This window comes from Rhodobacter maris, assembly GCF_900217815.1.
GTDB classification, from domain to species: Bacteria; Pseudomonadota; Alphaproteobacteria; order Rhodobacterales; family Rhodobacteraceae; genus Rhodobacter; species Rhodobacter maris.
The window spans coordinates 172,501-188,405 of the sequence record NZ_OBMT01000006.1 but is presented as its reverse complement, the minus strand read 5'-3'; the positions used below and the strand labels follow the sequence as shown (position 1 = coordinate 188,405).

Annotated in this window: 15 protein-coding genes, 1 tRNA gene and 1 pseudogene; 10 read left to right on the top strand and 7 right to left on the bottom strand. The window is 65.3% G+C overall.

Annotated elements, in window-relative coordinates:
* Positions 1–127: 127 nt before the first annotated feature.
* Complete coding sequence (locus CRO22_RS10690) at positions 128–376, bottom strand: hypothetical protein (protein WP_097070127.1); 249 nt, start codon at positions 374–376, stop codon at positions 128–130.
* A 34-nt stretch (positions 377–410) separates the two neighbouring features.
* Positions 411–827, bottom strand: a pseudogene (locus CRO22_RS10685) (recombinase family protein); the annotation flags it as partial.
* Positions 828–1,094: 267 nt separating this feature from the next.
* Between CRO22_RS10685 and CRO22_RS10680 the strand changes: the two are divergent.
* Positions 1,095–1,277, top strand: a complete 183-nt coding sequence (locus CRO22_RS10680; protein ID WP_097070125.1) for a site-specific integrase — start codon at positions 1,095–1,097, stop codon at positions 1,275–1,277.
* Between the two features lie 71 nt (positions 1,278–1,348).
* Here CRO22_RS10680 and CRO22_RS10675 read toward each other — a convergent pair.
* A tRNA-Leu gene (locus CRO22_RS10675) sits at positions 1,349–1,432 on the bottom strand.
* A gap of 126 nt (positions 1,433–1,558) precedes the next feature.
* On the opposite strand from CRO22_RS10675, the gene CRO22_RS10670 reads away from it, so the two are divergent.
* The 7 genes from CRO22_RS10670 (at position 1,559) to gluQRS (ending at position 8,865) form a co-directional block, all read left to right on the top strand.
* Positions 1,559–2,137, top strand: a complete 579-nt coding sequence (locus tag CRO22_RS10670) for a YqaA family protein (protein WP_097070124.1) — start codon at positions 1,559–1,561, stop codon at positions 2,135–2,137.
* Positions 2,137–2,616: a disulfide bond formation protein B gene (locus CRO22_RS10665; RefSeq protein ID WP_097070123.1), complete on the top strand. Its 480-nt coding sequence runs from the start codon at positions 2,137–2,139 to the stop codon at positions 2,614–2,616. Before CRO22_RS10670 ends, CRO22_RS10665 begins: the two co-directional genes overlap by 1 nt.
* A 205-nt stretch (positions 2,617–2,821) precedes the next feature.
* Positions 2,822–5,479: a DNA gyrase subunit A gene (gene gyrA / locus CRO22_RS10660; RefSeq protein WP_394341493.1), complete on the top strand. Its 2,658-nt coding sequence runs from the start codon at positions 2,822–2,824 to the stop codon at positions 5,477–5,479.
* A 29-nt stretch (positions 5,480–5,508) separates the two neighbouring features.
* Complete coding sequence (locus tag CRO22_RS10655) at positions 5,509–6,231, top strand: porin family protein (RefSeq protein WP_141399439.1); 723 nt, start codon at positions 5,509–5,511, stop codon at positions 6,229–6,231.
* 65 nt (positions 6,232–6,296) lie between these two features.
* Positions 6,297–6,647 (top strand): DUF6614 family protein, encoded by a 351-nt coding sequence (locus CRO22_RS10650; RefSeq protein ID WP_097070120.1) that lies wholly within the window; start codon positions 6,297–6,299, stop codon positions 6,645–6,647.
* A 41-nt stretch (positions 6,648–6,688) separates the two neighbouring features.
* On the top strand, positions 6,689–8,032 hold the full coding sequence (gene trmFO / locus CRO22_RS10645) for a methylenetetrahydrofolate--tRNA-(uracil(54)-C(5))-methyltransferase (FADH(2)-oxidizing) TrmFO (protein ID WP_097070119.1): 1,344 nt from the start codon (positions 6,689–6,691) through the stop codon (positions 8,030–8,032).
* Positions 8,029–8,865 (top strand): tRNA glutamyl-Q(34) synthetase GluQRS, encoded by an 837-nt coding sequence (gene gluQRS / locus CRO22_RS10640; protein ID WP_097070118.1) that lies wholly within the window; start codon positions 8,029–8,031, stop codon positions 8,863–8,865. Before trmFO ends, gluQRS begins: the two co-directional genes overlap by 4 nt.
* Positions 8,866–8,918: 53 nt before the next feature.
* Here the strand turns inward: gluQRS and hisI are convergent, their stop codons facing one another.
* Entirely contained in the window at positions 8,919–9,281 is a 363-nt protein-coding gene (gene hisI, locus CRO22_RS10635) for a phosphoribosyl-AMP cyclohydrolase (RefSeq protein WP_097070117.1), read from the bottom strand.
* Between the two features lie 75 nt (positions 9,282–9,356).
* Between hisI and CRO22_RS10630 the strand changes: the two genes are divergently transcribed.
* Complete coding sequence (locus tag CRO22_RS10630) at positions 9,357–9,782, top strand: iron-sulfur cluster assembly scaffold protein (RefSeq protein ID WP_097070116.1); 426 nt, start codon at positions 9,357–9,359, stop codon at positions 9,780–9,782.
* Between the two features lie 66 nt (positions 9,783–9,848).
* Entirely contained in the window at positions 9,849–11,258 is a 1,410-nt protein-coding gene (locus CRO22_RS10625; RefSeq protein ID WP_141399438.1) for a methyl-accepting chemotaxis protein, read from the top strand.
* 191 nt (positions 11,259–11,449) lie between these two features.
* Here CRO22_RS10625 and CRO22_RS18865 read toward each other — a convergent pair whose 3' ends face one another.
* The 3 genes from CRO22_RS18865 to ligA all read right to left on the bottom strand — a co-directional run bounded on the left by CRO22_RS18865 (position 11,450) and on the right by ligA (position 15,868).
* Positions 11,450–11,587: a hypothetical protein gene (locus CRO22_RS18865; protein ID WP_176518618.1), complete on the bottom strand. Its 138-nt coding sequence runs from the start codon at positions 11,585–11,587 to the stop codon at positions 11,450–11,452.
* Between the two features lie 70 nt (positions 11,588–11,657).
* Entirely contained in the window at positions 11,658–13,751 is a 2,094-nt protein-coding gene (recG, locus tag CRO22_RS10620; RefSeq protein WP_097070115.1) for an ATP-dependent DNA helicase RecG, read from the bottom strand.
* The gene (gene ligA / locus CRO22_RS10615) at positions 13,748–15,868 is read right to left on the bottom strand and encodes an NAD-dependent DNA ligase LigA (RefSeq protein WP_097070114.1); all 2,121 of its coding nucleotides are present in this window, start codon (positions 15,866–15,868) and stop codon (positions 13,748–13,750) included. Before ligA ends, recG begins: the two co-directional genes overlap by 4 nt.
* Between the last annotated feature and the right edge of the window lie 37 nt (positions 15,869–15,905).

Here is a 15,905-nt window from a genome sequence, read left to right as displayed (position 1 = left end):
TGACGCGGAAGCGTGGCGGCCCGGAGGGACACGCAGCCGCAGAAACTCCCGATCACGGAAGATCCTTCTCGTCGCCTGACTATTTCAGCAACCTGTTAGGGGCTCACCGTGGCCTCAGAGGGCCGTCTCAGTCTTTCTCTAAGCCCTCTGCGATCTTGCGCAGGTGGGCGTTGTTATCGAAGGCCAGAGCAAAGCTCCCGGCGACAAACACCGTGAAGAAGGTCCCTCCGAGGATCATCCCGACGCCTGACCATCGTTCCTGAGGTGTGGCCCCTTCGATGACGAAGGCCAGCCCGCCGAGGACGGTTGAGGCCAAGATCAGGGCGCACCAGATCAGGATGGAAACACGATAGAGGGCAATGATTTTGCGAAGCATGGGGTTCTCCTGCTTGTTGATGGGAACAAGGGGTTCAAGCCGCCGCCGAAAGGACGCGATAGACAGAGCGCTCCGAGATACAGAGTTTGCGGGCGATCTCTCGCTTCGGGGTTCCTGCCGCCAAGAGGGCCAGAGCCTCAGCCTGTTTGAACTGAGCGGTGGGTTTGCGGCCCCTGTATTTCCCATCGGCCTTGGCCTTGGCGATGCCTTCCCGTTGCCGCTCCAGCATCATTTCCCGCTCGAACTGCGCCACGGCCCCAAGCACGTTCAGCATCAGCTTGCCCGTGGCGTTGCCGGTATCGAGCCCCAGGTCGAGCACCCTCAGCCCCACCTTCTTGCGCTCCAGGGTCTCCACGATCTCGCCCAGGTGACGCACCGAGCGGGCCAGACGGTCGAGCTTCGTCACGATGAGAGTGTCCCCCTCCCGAACGAACTCCAGCGCGGCAGAGATCCTCGGCACCGGCCAGCGCCCCAATGCGGCCATCGGACTGCGGCATGACGACTTTCGCGGCGACTGGATGGATGTGCTTGATGAGAAGACCGACACCCGGATCGAGGTCTACAGCCCCCCGAGCCTGCGCGCCTTCTTTGCGCGGCAGCAGCGCCGCGGAACCTTCATTCTCGCCAAGAACCTCACCGAGCCGCTCGGCCACTCTGCAATCGAAAGGCATTTCGCACCTGGCGCATCTCGCTTGACGACAAGGCGAAGCCCTTCACTTTGCACGGGCTGCGCAAGCTCGCGATCGTGCGGCTTGCCGAGGCCGGGTGCAGCGATGCGCAGATCCAGTCGATCACAAACCAGACACCGGAAATGATCGCCTATTACCGCTCAAAGGCGAATCGCAAACGGCGTTCCAAAGCCGCGATGACTCTGGCGGAACAGAACAAGACCAAAACATGAATGTGGAAACTGCTCCGAAGACACCTAAATCCGCCCGCGCACTGATCCGATTTTGTCTTATTATTTCAAGCTGGTGCCCGAGGCGAGACTCGAACTCGCACACCTTGCGGCGGAGGATTTTGAATCCCCTGCGTCTACCATTCCGCCACTCGGGCCAGCACTCTGCACTTAGCCGCGCCGCGCCGCTCTGACAAGCCCTTCCGGCGTCCGCACCGAAGATCCGGAGCTTGACCTTGCCTCCGCGAGAGGCGAGACATCGCAAGGCAGGGACGGGAGCAGACATGATCCGCAGGCTTTACGACTGGACGATGCAGCAGGCCGGCGGACCCCATGCCCTGTGGGCGCTTGCCCTCGTGGCTTTCGTCGAAAGCTCGGTCTTCCCGATCCCGCCCGATGTGCTCTTGATCCCGATGGTGCTCGCGGCGCGGGCCCAGGCCTGGCGGATCGCACTTGTCGCCACCCTCGCCTCAGTCGCGGGCGGCCTGCTTGGCTACGCGATCGGCTATGGCTTCATGGATACGCTCGGCCAACCCATTCTCGACTTCTACGGCAAGGCCGACGCCTTCGACAGTCTCGCGGCCCGGTTCAACGCGATGGGCGGCTGGGCGGTGCTGATCGCGGGGGTCACCCCCTTCCCCTACAAGGTGATCACCATCTTCTCGGGGGCCACGCATCTGAACCTGTGGCTGTTCCTCGGCGTTTCGGTGCTGGCGCGGGCGCTGCGGTTCTTTATCGTCGCGGCTCTTCTTTGGAAATTCGGCGCGCCGATCCGCGCCTTCATCGAGCGCTGGCTCGGACTGCTCTTCACGCTCTTCGTCGTGGCGCTGATCGGCGGCTTCTATGCTCTGAGGTATCTGTGATGTTCCCTGCCCTTTCTTCCCGCGTCCTGATCGCGCTGGCCGCCGCAGGCTCGGCGGCTTTGCTTGGCGGGGCGCTCATCTTCCAGGCGCTGGGCTATCCGCCCTGCGAGCTCTGCGTGCTACAGCGCTGGCCGCATCTCGCGGCAGCACTTCTCGGCGCTGTGCTCGTGGCGCTGCGGCTGCCGCAGATCTTCGCCTCTCTTGGCGCGGTGATCATGGCGCTCTCGACCGGGCTCGGGATCTATCATTCCGGGGTCGAGCGGCACATTTTCGAAGGCCCCGACGCCTGCACCTCGAACCCGCTCGAAGGCGCCTCGGCGGCGGATCTGCTGGCCCAGATCAATGCCGCGCCGCTCGTGCGCTGCGACGAGATCGCCTGGCAATTGATGGGCGTGACCATGCCCAACCTCAACGCGCTGATCTCGCTTGCGCTCGTGCTGCTCTGGATCGCGGCGGCCCGCGCCAAGGCGCAGCGCTGAGCCAGAGCCCGCGCAAGCCGTCGCCGCGCCGCCGCGGGCGCGTTCTTGCCGATTGCACCCAAGGCATTGGTTGCGCTATAAGATGGCATAACAAAATCTAGAAGAAGACGACAGCGTGACCGATACTCCCGACAGCTCGGACAGCCTTGGTGAAACCCCGCAACGGCCAGCCCATGCCGGCCCCGTGGTCTCGATCGCCTCGGAGATGAAGACCGCCTATCTCGATTACGCGATGAGCGTGATCGTGAGCCGTGCCATCCCCGATCTGCGCGACGGATTGAAGCCCGTGCACCGCCGCATCCTTTATGCGATGAGCGAGACCGGCAACACGCATGACAAGCCCTATCGCAAATCGGCGCGGCCGGTGGGCGATGTGATGGGGAAATACCACCCGCATGGCGATGCCGCGATTTACGATGCGCTGGTGCGGATGGCGCAGGATTTTTCGATGTCGCTGCCGCTGCTTGACGGGCAGGGCAACTTTGGCTCGATGGACGGCGACAGCGCGGCAGCGATGCGCTACACCGAGGTGCGGATGGACAAGCCCTCCGCCTTCCTCCTGGCCGATATCGACAAGGACACGGTCGATTTTCAGGACAACTATGACGGCAAGGACCGCGAGCCCACGGTTCTGCCCGCGCGCTTCCCCAACATGCTCGTCAATGGCGCAGGCGGCATCGCCGTCGGCATGGCGACGAACATCCCGCCGCACAACCTTGGCGAAGTGGTCGATGCGACGCTCGCGCTGATCGCCAACCCCGACATGTCGTCGGAAGCGCTGATGGAGATCGTGCCCGGTCCCGACTTCCCGACCGGCGCGCAGATCATGGGGCGCGGTGGCGCAAGGAAAGCCTATCTCGAGGGCCGCGGCTCGGTGATCATCCGCGCCAAGACCCGGATCGAGGAGATCCGCAAGGACCGGTTCGCCATCATCGTCGACGAGATCCCCTATCAGGTGAACAAGGCCGCGATGATCGAGAAAATCGCCGATCTGGTGCGCGAAAAACGGCTTGAGGGGATTTCCGGCATCGCCGACGAGAGCGACCGCGTCGGCGTGCGCGTGGTGATCGAACTCAAGCGCGACGCCACGGCGGATGTGGTGCTGAACCAGCTCTACCGGTTCACGCAACTGCAAACCTCCTTCGGCTGCAACATGCTGGCCTTGAACGGCGGCCGGCCCGAGCAGCTCACCTTGCGCGACTTTCTGAGCCATTTCATTACTTTCCGCGAGGAAGTTGTAGCGCGGCGCACGGCTTACGAGCTGCGCAAGGCGCGCGAGCGCAGCCATATCCTCTGCGGTCTTGCCGTGGCCGTTTCCAACGTCGACGAGGTGGTCGCCACGATCCGCGCCTCGCGCGACCCGGCGGAGGCCCGCGAGCGGCTGATGGAGCGGCGCTGGCCCGCGCATGACATTTTGGAATATCTCAAGCTGATCGACGATCCGCTCCATCCGGTGAACGCGGACGGCACCTATAACCTGAGCGAGATTCAGGCCCGCGCCATTCTCGATCTGCGCCTGCAACGGCTCACTGCGATGGGCGTGCAGGAGGTGACGGACGAGCTTGCCGATCTGGCGAGCAAGATCCGCGATTACCTCGCCATCCTCGCCTCGCGCGAGCGGATCATGGAGATCATCGCGACCGAGCTGCGCGAGGTCAAAGAGCTCTTCGCCGTGCCGCGCCGCACCGAGATCGTCGACTGGGCGGGCGATCTGGAAGACGAAGACCTGATCGAGCGCGAAGACATGGTCGTGACGATCACCTCGGGCGGCTATATCAAACGCACGCCTTTGGTCGAATTCCGCGCGCAGCGCCGCGGCGGCAAGGGGCTTTCGTCGATGGCGACGAAGGAAGACGATGTCGTCACCACCCTCTTCGTGGCCAATACCCATACCCAGCTTCTGTTCTTCACCACAGACGGCATGGTCTATTCGCTCAAATGCTGGCGCCTGCCGCTTGCGGGGCGCACCTCCAAGGGCAAGGCGATCGTCAACATCCTGCCGATCCCGCAAGGGGTCTCGATCGCCGCGCTGATGCCGGTCGATGAGCCCGAGGAATCATGGGACGATTTTCAGGTGTTCTTCGCCACCTCGGATGGCGATGTGCGCCGCAACGCGCTTTCCGATTTCGCCAAGGTGATGCGGAACGGCAAGCGCGCGATGGAGCTGCCCGAGGGGGTCACGCTCGTGGACACGCGCATGTGCCATGAGGATGACGATATCATGCTCGTCACCGCGTCGGGCCGCGCGATCCGCTTCCCGGTGCCGGAAGTGCGGATCTTCAAGGGACGTTCCTCCACCGGCGTGCGCGGTGTGCGGCTGGCGGAGGGCGACAAGGTCGTGTCCATGTCCGTCATCCGCCATTTCGAGGCCGAGCCTTGGGAGCGCGCCGCCTTCCTCAAACGGCTGCGCGCCGAAATGGGCGCGGACGAGAGCGAGGTGGAAGTCGAGACCGAGGCCGAGGACGAGGGGGGCGAGGCCGAGGGCACACTGAGCGATGCCCGCTATTCCGAGATGCGTGCAGCGCAGGATCTGATCCTCACTGTCACCGCCAAGGGGCTCGGAAAGATCTCCTCGAGCCACGATTACCCGGTGCGTGGCCGCGGCGGGCTCGGCGTCACCGCCTTCAAGATGGCAGACCGCTCGGGTGCGCTTGTTGCCTCCTTCCCGGTCGAGGCCAGCGACCAGATCATGCTCGCCACCTCCACCGGCCAGTCGATCCGCTGCCCGGTGGCGGGGATCTCCTTCCGCTCGCGCTCGGCGGGCGGGGTGAAAGTGTTCAATACCGGCGCGGAGGAGGAAGTCGTTTCCGTTGCCCGCGTCGCCGACCAAGGGGACGAGGACGCCCCCGAAACACTCGAATAAGACCAAGAACGAACTTTATGAGGTTGAAGATGCAGGACTTTATCAGGATGGTCGCGCGAGCGGCCGGGGCCGTTTCGCTGGCGCTCCTTCCCATGGGCGCATCGGCCGAAGGGGTTGTCACCGGGGCCGAGGTCGGTCTTGACTATTCGAGCCTTGCCGATGCCGGCGCGCGTGGCACCCACAAGACCACGCTTGAGGGCGCGCTCGAATATGGCCTCACACCGCGTGTCGGGCTGCAGTTCGATCTGGCGCAAAGCTACTTTGGCGCCGCCAATGTCTCTGGCACCGCCTTCACCACGCATGCCATCTTCCATGCCGATGGCGGGCTCTCGCTTGGCGGCTATCTCGGCCACGAATGGGTTGATGGCGATGATGCCTCCCATTACGGCGCCGAGCTGCGCAAGAGCTTTGGCAACACCACTGTCTCCGGCGATTTCGGCAAGATCGACACCGGTACGCGGATGGTGACGAGCTACGGTTTCGGCGCCGACATGATGATGAACGACCAGCTCACCTTGGGCGCGAGCTATCAGGCGCTCGACACCTCCACCAATGACATGATGCGCGCCGATGCACGGCTCAGCTATGCGCTGCCCTCGGGGGTGGAAATCTCGGGCAGCCTCGGGCTGATGGATGGCGACGGCATGAACACCGAAGCGACCTTCGGGCTCGGCATTCATACGAGCTTCGGCAGCGGGCGCGGTGTCAGCTTTGACCGGCGCGGGTTGATGGCCTTCCTGCCCGGCTCCTGATCGGCACCGTTTAAGGCAATTTCAAGGGATTCGTGCTTTTCTGCCCTCACCTGCGGGAGAAAAGCATGAATCTCTATCACTGCATGATCGAGTTGAAGAGTGACGCGAAAGCGCTGGCCTTCGCGGCCTCGGTCGAACAATGGATGGGCGAGCTGAAAGCGCTCGATCTGATCGGCGGCTGGCGGCTTTTGCGCCGCAAGATGGGGCTTGCGAGCGATCTGCACGAAGCGTTCCTGCTCGAGATCGAGCTTGAAGATCTCGCCGCGCTCGAAACCACGTTCCGGGCCATTGCCAAGCTTTCGGAAAGCGAGATGCGCCATTACGAGCTGATGCACGGGATGATCGCCTCCTACACGGTCGGCGTCTATCGCCCCTTCCCGGATCCCGAGCGCCGCGAGCGTGTGGCGCTGATCTGACGGGGCTTTCCTTTTCGCCGTCACCGCCCTAAATCGGCGCCATGACGGACACACTTCACATCATCGGCGCGGGCCTTGCGGGCTCGGAAGCAGCGTGGCAAGCGGCGCAGGCGGGCGTGCCCGTGGTGCTGCACGAGATGCGCCCCAAAGTGGGCACCTTCGCGCACCGGACCGGCGATTGCGCCGAGATGGTCTGCTCGAACTCCTTCCGCTCGGATGACGATGAGCGCAATGCCGTAGGCCTTCTGCACTGGGAGATGCGCGCCGCGGGCGGGCTGATCATGCAGATGGCGGACCGCCATGCGCTCCCGGCGGGCGGTGCGCTCGCCGTGGACCGCGAGGCATTTTCCGCCGCGGTGACAGAGGCTTTGCGCGCCCATCCGCTGATTTCCTTCGCTCCGGGCGAGATCTGCGAATTGCCCGGCGAGGGGCGCTGGATCATCGCCACCGGCCCGCTCACCTCGGGCGCGCTGGCAACAAGCATCCGCGCCGCGACGGGCGCCGAGAGCCTCGCCTTTTTCGATGCGATCGCGCCGATTGTCCATGCCGAGACGATCAACATGGACATCGCCTGGCGCCAGAGCCGCTACGACAAGGGCGAGACCGAAGAGGACCAAAAGGCCTATATCAACTGCCCGATGGACCGCGCGCAATATGAAGCCTTCATCGACGCGCTGCTGAGCGCCGAAAAGACCGAATTTCATGAAGGCGAGACGGCGGGCTATTTTGATGGCTGCCTGCCGATTGAGGTGATGGCCGAGCGCGGGCGCGAAACGCTCCGCCACGGGCCGATGAAGCCCGTTGGCCTCACCAACCTGCATGACCCGGCCACCAAATCCTATGCCGTGGTGCAGCTGCGCCGCGACAATGCGCTCGGCACGCTCTACAATATCGTCGGCTTTCAGACGAAGATGAAGTATGGCGCGCAAACCGCTGTTTTTCGGATGATTCCGGGGCTGGAGAATGCCTCTTTCGCACGCCTTGGCGGGATTCACCGCAACACCTTCCTCAATGCGCCGACCCTGCTTGATGAACAGATGCGCCTGCGCAGCCGGCCAAACCTGCGCTTCGCCGGTCAGGTGACGGGCGTTGAGGGCTATGTGGAAAGCGCGGCGATGGGGCTTTTGGCAGGCCGCATGGCCGCCGCCGAAATGAAGGGCCAAACCCTGCCGCCACCCGGCTTTGAAACCGCGATGGGGGCGCTTGTGAACCACATCACCGGCGGCGCCGAGGCCAAAAGCTTCCAGCCGATGAACGTGAACTTCGGCCTCTTCCCGCCGCTGGAGGAGGCGCGCGGCGGCCGCAAGGGCCGGAAAGACCGCTACAAGGGCTATACCGACCGCGCCAAGGAGGTGTTTTCCGCCTGGCTTGCCGCGCAGGCATGATCACCCGCTTCGCGCCCTCGCCCACCGGCCCGCTGCATCTGGGCCACGCCTATGCCGCCATCGTGGCGCATGACATGGCGCGCGCGGCGGGCGGGCAGTTTTTGCTGCGGATCGAAGACATCGACCGGGCGCGCTCAAAACCCGCCTGGGAGGCGCAGATTTACGAGGATCTGCGCTGGCTTGGCCTGCGCTGGGACGGCGCGGTGCTGCGCCAGTCCGAACGCCTTCCCGCCTATCGCGCCTGTCTCGAAAAGCTCTGGGCCGCGGGCCTCCTTTACGCCTGCACCTGCACGCGCCGCGATATCGAGGCCGCCGCCTCCGCGCCGCAGGAGGGCGTGCCCTTGGGGCCGGACGGCCTCCTCTACCCCGGCACCTGCCGGGCGCGCAGCGCGGCCCGCCCCGGCCAACCCCTCCCCGAGGCGGCGCTGCGGCTGCGCATGGACCTTGCCGCCACCGACTGCGCATTCACGGAAACCGGCCCCGCCCATCGCGGCCACCCCCAGATCACGCGCGACGGCATGATCCGCGCGGTGGGCGATGTCGTGCTCGCCCGGCGCGAGATGGGCACCTCCTATCACCTCGCCGTGGTGCTCGATGATGCCGCTCAGGGCATCACCCATGTCACCCGGGGCGAGGATCTGTTCGCCGCGACCGCCATTCATGTCACGTTGCAAAGGCTGCTCGGCCTCGCCGTCCCGGTCTACCACCACCATGGGCTGATCCGCGACGATCAGGGCAAGCGCCTCGCCAAACGCGACGATGCCCGCGCGCTTGCAAAATACCGCGCCGAAGGCGCAACCCCCGAAGACATCCGCCGCCTTGTCGGGCTCTAGCCTTTCATCTTGCAACAAATATCCCGGGGTCCGGGGCAGCGCCCCGGGGGCTCTCACAGATCCATCGGCGTGAGAATCTCGACCTCTTCCCCCTCCCGCACCGCCGTGTAAAAGCACGAGCGGCGGTTGGTGTGGCAGGCCGGCCCGGTCTGATCGACGAGCATCAACAGGCAATCGCGGTCGCAATCCACCCGCAACTCCACAAGCTTCTGCACATGGCCCGAACTCTCGCCCTTGGCCCAGAAGCTCTGGCGCGACCGGCTCCAATAGGTCACCTGCCCGCTCTCAAGCGTGCGCGCGAGGCTCTCGGCATTCATCCAGGCCATCATCAGCACCTCGCCCGTCGCATGATCCTGCGCAATCGCCGGGATCAGCCCGTTCGCGTCGTATTTCAGGCGGCTCACTTCGAAACCCATGCTTTCCTCCCTCGCAGATCCGCCCTATCTAACGCCCTGGACCGGTAAACAAAAGGCCGGCAGAAAAGGGCGCCGATGAGCGAGCAGGATCTCTTCAAACTCTATGCCGACCGGGTGCTGGCGCTCGCCGCCGACATTCCGCTCACCGATCCGATTGCCGCGCCGACGCACGAGGCCACCCAGCGGGCCCCGCTGTGCGGCTCGAATATCGCGGTCGCGCTGCGCATCGAGGACGGCCGCATCACCGCTTACAGCCAGACCGTGCATGCCTGTGCGCTCGGGCAGGCCTCAGCCTCGATTTTCGCGCGCCACGTGATTGGCCGATCCGAGGCCGAGGTGGCGGCGCTGCGCGACGCGCTCGCGGCCATGCTCACCGGCGGCCCGGTGCCGGCTGCGCCCTTTGCCGACTACGAGGTGCTGATCGCCGCGCGCGCCTACCCCAACCGACATGCCTCGATCCTGCTTGCCCCCGATGCGGTGCTCAGCGCGCTGCGAAAATGACCCGCTGCGCTTAACGCTTGCGCAAGACCCCCGTGGCATGGTGGCGCGAACCAGCCAGAGCGAGCGATGACCCAGAGCCCGATGCCATCCCCCGAGCCCGCCCAGACCGAGGCACGCATCAACCGCATTGCCCAGGATGCCCTCGAACTTGGCCGCGATGTCGCCGAAGTGGCGGGCGCGCTTGATGCGCTCGAACGCCATATCGATGCCCAGATGTCCCTTCTGCGCAAGGCGCAATCCTCTGCCGAAACGGTTCAGGACGCCAATGCCCGCGTACTGGACGGTGCCGAGCGGGTCGGCCGCTCGGCCGAGGTGACACTGGATCTCGTCGAGGGCACGGTGGCGCAATTGCGTGAAACCGGCAGCCATGCGCAAACCATCGCTGCCTGGGTGCGCGCGGCCATCACGCGAATGGAAGAGCTCAACGCGACGCTGACCCGCGTGCAAACCGAGAATGCCGAAATCAAGTCCATCGCGAAGCAGGTCAACATCCTGGCGATCAACGCGAAAATCGAGGCGGCGCGGGCGGGCGATTCCGGGCGTGGCTTTGCTGTGGTGGCCGAAGCGATCAACGAACTGTCGCGCAAGACCGCTGGCGCGGCCGAGGGAATCGGCGACGCGGTTGGCGGCTTGAGCGATTCGGTGGGCGCTCTGCGTGACGAGGCCGGGGCGATTTCGGCCGATGTCGAGGCGGTGCTGAGCGGCGCGGCCGGAACCGACAGCGCGCTCGGCCGGATGCTCGACGGGCTGAAACTCACCCGCGAGGCCGTGGGTGACATTGCGGCGCGCGCCTCCGAAGTGAATGCGGCCAACGCCTCCTTTGGCCCGGCGTTCCGGCATATGTCGGAGGGCATGGCGAGCACTTCGGCCGAGGTGCATCAGGCGACCGAGAAAACCCAGGCGCTGATTCTCGCCGGCGAAACGATCGTGCAGGAGGCCGTCGAACTCGGCGGCGCCACGGCTGACGATGGCTTCATCCGCGCCGCACAGGGGGCCGCGGCCGAGATCGCCGGGCTCTTCGATACGGCGATCCGGTCCGGCCAGATCACTGCCGCGACGCTTTTCGACAGCCGCTACACGCCGATTGCAGGCACCGATCCGGCGCAGATCCTCGCACCCTTCACCGCCTTCACCGATGCGGTGCTGCCCGATGTGCAGGAGCGCATGTTGAAGCTCTCGCCCGATGTGGTGTTCTGTGCCGCGGTGGACCGGAACGGTTATCTGCCGACGCATAACCGCAAATTCTCGCAGCCGCAGAGCGCGGATCCGGTCTGGAACGCCGCAAACTGCCGCAACCGGCGGCTCTTCAACGACCGGGTCGGGCTGCGCGCGGGGCAATCGACCGCCCCCTTCCTGTTGCAGATCTACCGTCGCGACATGGGCGGCGGCAATTTCGTGCTGATGAAAGATCTCTCGGCGCCGATCTTCGTGGCCGGACGGCATTGGGGCGGGTTGCGCCTCGCTTACCGGATGTAGCAAAAAAACGCCGCCATCGGGAGATGGCGGCGTGAGGTGCGCTTTGACTGGGCCTTGGGACAGGCTGCCGCACAGCTGGGGACAGACAGCGGCAAAAGCGCGAGGCAGTGAACATTTGGCCAGGCTCGCCTGACCGGGAAACAGCGGCACTCGTATCGGGCCCGGCAGCACGGCACCGGAGCGCTAGCAACTCAGAACAACCCGGGCAGGAACAGGATTGCAACAAAGGTGACGCAGAGCGAGAGCGCGCCGATCGTGTCTTGCACCACCTCGGCGGGGGCGCGGCTTGCGAAGGCCTCAAGAGGGCGGATCGTCGGGGGCTGGCGCATCGGCATCTCCTTTCTGTTGCCACTTTGTTCTCACATTGCTCTCGGCAGGTCAAGAACATTTTGAGAACATTCAGCCAACTTCAATCAGCCGGATCGCCCGATCCTGCTCGGTCAGCCACAAAAGTGCCCGCACCGCCTGCCCGCGGGCACTCTCGAGCCCCGGATCCTTTGCCAGCAAAGTGCGCGCATCCGTCTGCGCGAGCGCCATCAACCCGGCCTGATGTTCGAGATCGGCAATGCGAAACCGCGGCAGTCCCGATTGCGCCGTGCCGATCACATCCCCCGCGCCCCGGATCGCCAGATCTTCCTCGGCAATGCGGAACCCGTCCTCGCTGTCGCGCAAGATCGCCAGCCGCCGCTCGCCGCCCGCCGTGAGCGGCGCTTGGTAGAGCATGAGGCAGGTGGATTTTGCCGCCCCGCGCCCGACCCGGCCCCGCAATTGGTGCAATTGCGCGAGGCCAAAGGTCTCGGCCCGCTCGATCACCATGATCGAGGCGGCGGGCACGTTCACCCCCACCTCGATCACCGTGGTGGCCACCAGCACCCGGGTCCGCCCGGCCACGAAATCGGCCATCGCTGCATCTTTCTCGGCGGGCGGCAACTGGCCATGCACCAGCCCCACCACCCCCTCGCCAAGCGCCGCGCGCAGGGACACAAACCGCTCCTCGGCGGAGGCGAGATCCACCCGCTCGCTCTCTTCCACCAGCGGGCAGACCCAATAGGCCTGCCGCCCCTCCGCCACCGCCTTTTGCAGATGCGCGACGACCTCTCCGATGCGCGCGGTGGAGACCAGCGCGGTCTGCACCGGCTGGCGCCCGGGCGGCTTTTCATCGAGCAGGCTCACATCCATATCGCCATATTGCGCGAGCGCGAGCGAACGCGGGATCGGCGTGGCCGTCATCACCAGCACGTCGGCCATCTCGCCCTTGGCGCCAAGTTCCTGCCGCTGGTTGACGCCAAAGCGGTGCTGCTCGTCGATGATCACAAGCCGAAGATCCTGAAACATCACGTCTTTTTGAAATACTGCATGAGTGCCCAACAGGATCTGTATCCGCCCCTCGGCCAGATCGGAGAGCTTTTGGGCGCGCTCACGCCCCTTGTCGCGGCCGGTGAGCACCTCCATCCGCACGCCCGCCGCAGCGGCGAGCCCCGAGAGCCCCTCGTGGTGTTGGCGCGCCAGAATTTCGGTGGGGGCCATCAAGACCCCCTGCCCGCCCGCCTCAACAGCATTGAGCAGCGCAAGAAAGGCCACCAGCGTCTTGCCCGCGCCGACATCGCCCTGCAAAAGCCGGTTCATCCGCCGCGCCTCGGCCATGTCGGCGACAATCTCGGCGCTTGCGCGCAGTTGCGCGCCCGTCGGCTTGAACGGCAGCGAGGCGAGCACCTTGCGCGCCAGAGCGCCGGTGCCCTTGGTCTCCCGCCCCTTCGGATGGCGGGCCTGACGGCGGGCAAGCGCCAGCGTCATCTGATGCGCGAAAAGCTCGTCATAGGCGAGGCGCTGGCGCGCGGGCGCCGCGGGCGCAGTCTCCCCCCCCGTCTCAGGGCGGTGCGCCGCGCGCAGGGCCGCCGCCCAATCCGGCCAGCCTTCGCGCGCCATCAGCGCCGGGTCGATCCATTCGGCAAGATCGGGGAGCCGCGCAAGCGCCCCCTCCGAGGCTTTCGCCATCAGCTTTTGCGTGACCCCCGCGGTGAGCGGATAAACCGGCTCGAACCGCGGCAGCTCCCCCGCCTCCTCGGGTGGCAGGATATGCTCGGGGTGGACCATCTGCGCCACACCGTCAAAAAGCTCGAGCTTGCCGGAAATGAGCCGTTTCGCCCCCAGGGGCAGGATCTTTTGCAGATAGTCGCCGCGGGCATGGAAGAAGACGAGGGTGAACTCGACCCCCGCGCCATCGCGCACCGCCACGCGGGTGGGGCCGGAGCGGTTGCGCGCGGCATGATGCGCCAGAACCTCGACCTCCAGCGTGCAAATGACCGGTGGCACCACCTCGCGCAGCGCGGCAACGGGGCGGCGATCCACCACGCCTTGCGGCAGCGTGAAGAGCACATCCCGCGGGCGCGTGATGCCAAGAGATTCCATAGCCTTGGCCGTTTTTGCGCCAATGCCGGGCAGGGTTGCGAGCCCGGCAAAAAGCGGAAAGAGCGCGGCGGGCCGCCCGCTCATGCAAGCCCCGTCAGCGCAAGCCAGGCCTCTTCGTCGAGCACCTTCACGCCCAGATCCGCCGCTTTCTTCGCCTTCGAGCCCGCGCCGGGACCGGCCACGAGAATATCGGTCTTGGCCGAGACCGACCCCGCGACCTTGGCGCCAAGCGCCTCGGCGCGCGCCTTGGCCTCGGCCCGCGTCATCCGCTCCAGCGTGCCGGTGAAAACGACGGTAAGGCCGGAAACGGGGCTTTCCGAGGCGGGCAGCACGGCATCCTCGATGATCAGATGCGCTACAAGCCTTTGAATAGCCTCATATTCCGGACCTTCATGAAAAGCGGCGGTGACCGAGGCGGCGAGCGTCTCGCCCACTCCATCAATGCTCAAAAGCTCCTCCCACTCGGGCGTGCCGGGGCGGGCCGCGCGCATCGCTTCGGCAAAGCGCGCCCAGCTCAGATAATGCGTGGCAAGAAGCGCGGCCGAGCTTTCACCGACATGACGGATACCAAGCGCGAAAATGAGCTTGGCGAGCGGAATTTTGCGTTTTTCCTCAATGGCCTCAAAGAGGTTTTGTGCAGATTTATCTCCCCAGCCCTCGCGGTTTTTAAGCTGTTGCAGCCCCGCGCCAAAGCGCGCCTGCAGGGTGAAAATTTCCGCAGGTTCGCGGATCCAGCCATCCTTGTAAAAGGCCTCGACTTGTTTTGCGCCAAGCCCCTCGATGTCAAAGGCGGCGCGCGATACGAAGTGCTTCAGCTTTTCCACCGCCTGCGCGGGGCAGATCAGCCCGCCGGTGCAGCGCCGCACGGCATCGCCCTCCTCGCGGATCGCTTCCGAGCCGCATTCGGGGCAAAGATTAGGGAAATCATAGGGTTGCGCAGCGGGGTCGCGGCGCGCAAGATCCACATCCGCCACTTTCGGGATCACGTCCCCGGCGCGGTAGACCTGCACCCAGTCGCCCTCGCGGATATCCTTGCCCGCGCGTATCTCCGCGCCTTTGGAAGACCGCCCGGCGATATAATCCTCGTTGTGCAGCGTCGCATTGGAGACGACAACGCCGCCCACAGTAACCGGCGCGAGCCGCGCCACGGGGCTCAGCGCGCCGGTGCGGCCCACCTGGATCTCGATCTTTTCGAGCCGGGTCCAGGCCAGTTCGGCGGGGAATTTATGCGCCAGCGCCCACCGCGGCGTGGTGGCGCGGAACCCGAGCCGCGCCTGCAGCGCCAGATCGTTCGCCTTGTAGACCACGCCGTCGATGTCATAGCCCAAGGTCGCCCGCTGCGCCTCGATCGCGCGATAATGGGCAAGCATCGCGGGCAGGTCCGCACACAGCAGAGTGAGCGGATTTGTTTGAAATCCCAATGCTTTGAGGCGTGCAATGGCGCCAAATTGCGTATCGGAAAGCGGCTCGGAAAGCGCCCCCCAGGCATAGGCGAAAAACTTCAAAGGCCGTGCCGCGGTAATGCGGGCATCAAGCTGGCGCAGCGACCCCGCAGCCGCGTTCCGCGGGTTGGCAAAGGTCTTCTCGCCGCGCTCGGTCTGGCGCGCGTTCAGCGCGGCAAAATCGGCGTGGCTCATATAGACCTCGCCGCGCACTTCGAGCAGCTCGGGCGCGCCGGTGAGGCGATGCGGAATATCCGCAATCGTGCGGGCGTTCTCGGTCACATTCTCGCCAACCGCGCCATCGCCGCGAGTAGCGGCCTGCACCAGCCGACCGTTTTCGTAGCGCAAGGAAAGCGAAAGTCCGTCAATCTTCGGCTCGGCGGTGCAGGCGAGCGGCACCTCCGCCGCAAGGCCCAGATAGCTGCGCATCCGCTCGACGAAATCGGCGATGTCCTCCTCGGAAAACCCGTTTTCGAGGCTGAGCATCCGCACCGCATGAGAGACTTTGCCAAACCCCTCGGCGGGCGCGGCGCCCACCTGTGCAGTCGGGCTGTCAGGGCGCTTCAGATCGGGGAAGTTCGCCTCGATCGCCGCAAGCCGCCGCTTCAAAGCGTCGTAATCGGCATCCGAAATCTCGGGCGCATCGAGCCTGTGATAGGCGGCATTGGCCGCCTCCACACGCGCAACAAGGCCGGGCAGTTCTGCCTCGGCCTCGGCGCGGCTCAGCCGCAGGTTTTCTTGCTCTTGCGGATCACTCATTCCGGCCCCCTGAAACTGCCCCAGATGTAGGGGCAGC

Excerpts from the sequence above, each read along its gene's own strand:
- CRO22_RS10690 (WP_097070127.1), bottom strand. The coding sequence starts at position 376 with ATGCTTCGCAAAATCATTGCCCTCTATCGTGTTTCCATCCTGATCTGG.
- CRO22_RS10670 (WP_097070124.1), top strand. The coding sequence starts at position 1,559 with ATGATCCGCAGGCTTTACGACTGGACGATGCAGCAGGCCGGCGGACCC.
- CRO22_RS10665 (WP_097070123.1), top strand. The coding sequence starts at position 2,137 with ATGTTCCCTGCCCTTTCTTCCCGCGTCCTGATCGCGCTGGCCGCCGCA.
- gyrA (WP_394341493.1), top strand. The coding sequence starts at position 2,822 with ATGAAGACCGCCTATCTCGATTACGCGATGAGCGTGATCGTGAGCCGT.
- CRO22_RS10655 (WP_141399439.1), top strand. The coding sequence starts at position 5,509 with ATGCAGGACTTTATCAGGATGGTCGCGCGAGCGGCCGGGGCCGTTTCG.
- CRO22_RS10650 (WP_097070120.1), top strand. The coding sequence starts at position 6,297 with ATGAATCTCTATCACTGCATGATCGAGTTGAAGAGTGACGCGAAAGCG.
- trmFO (WP_097070119.1), top strand. The coding sequence starts at position 6,689 with ATGACGGACACACTTCACATCATCGGCGCGGGCCTTGCGGGCTCGGAA.
- gluQRS (WP_097070118.1), top strand. The coding sequence starts at position 8,029 with ATGATCACCCGCTTCGCGCCCTCGCCCACCGGCCCGCTGCATCTGGGC.
- hisI (WP_097070117.1), bottom strand. The coding sequence starts at position 9,281 with ATGGGTTTCGAAGTGAGCCGCCTGAAATACGACGCGAACGGGCTGATC.
- CRO22_RS10630 (WP_097070116.1), top strand. The coding sequence starts at position 9,357 with ATGAGCGAGCAGGATCTCTTCAAACTCTATGCCGACCGGGTGCTGGCG.
- CRO22_RS10625 (WP_141399438.1), top strand. The coding sequence starts at position 9,849 with ATGACCCAGAGCCCGATGCCATCCCCCGAGCCCGCCCAGACCGAGGCA.
- CRO22_RS18865 (WP_176518618.1), bottom strand. The coding sequence starts at position 11,587 with ATGCGCCAGCCCCCGACGATCCGCCCTCTTGAGGCCTTCGCAAGCCGC.
- recG (WP_097070115.1), bottom strand. The coding sequence starts at position 13,751 with ATGAGCGGGCGGCCCGCCGCGCTCTTTCCGCTTTTTGCCGGGCTCGCA.
- ligA (WP_097070114.1), bottom strand. The coding sequence starts at position 15,868 with ATGAGTGATCCGCAAGAGCAAGAAAACCTGCGGCTGAGCCGCGCCGAG.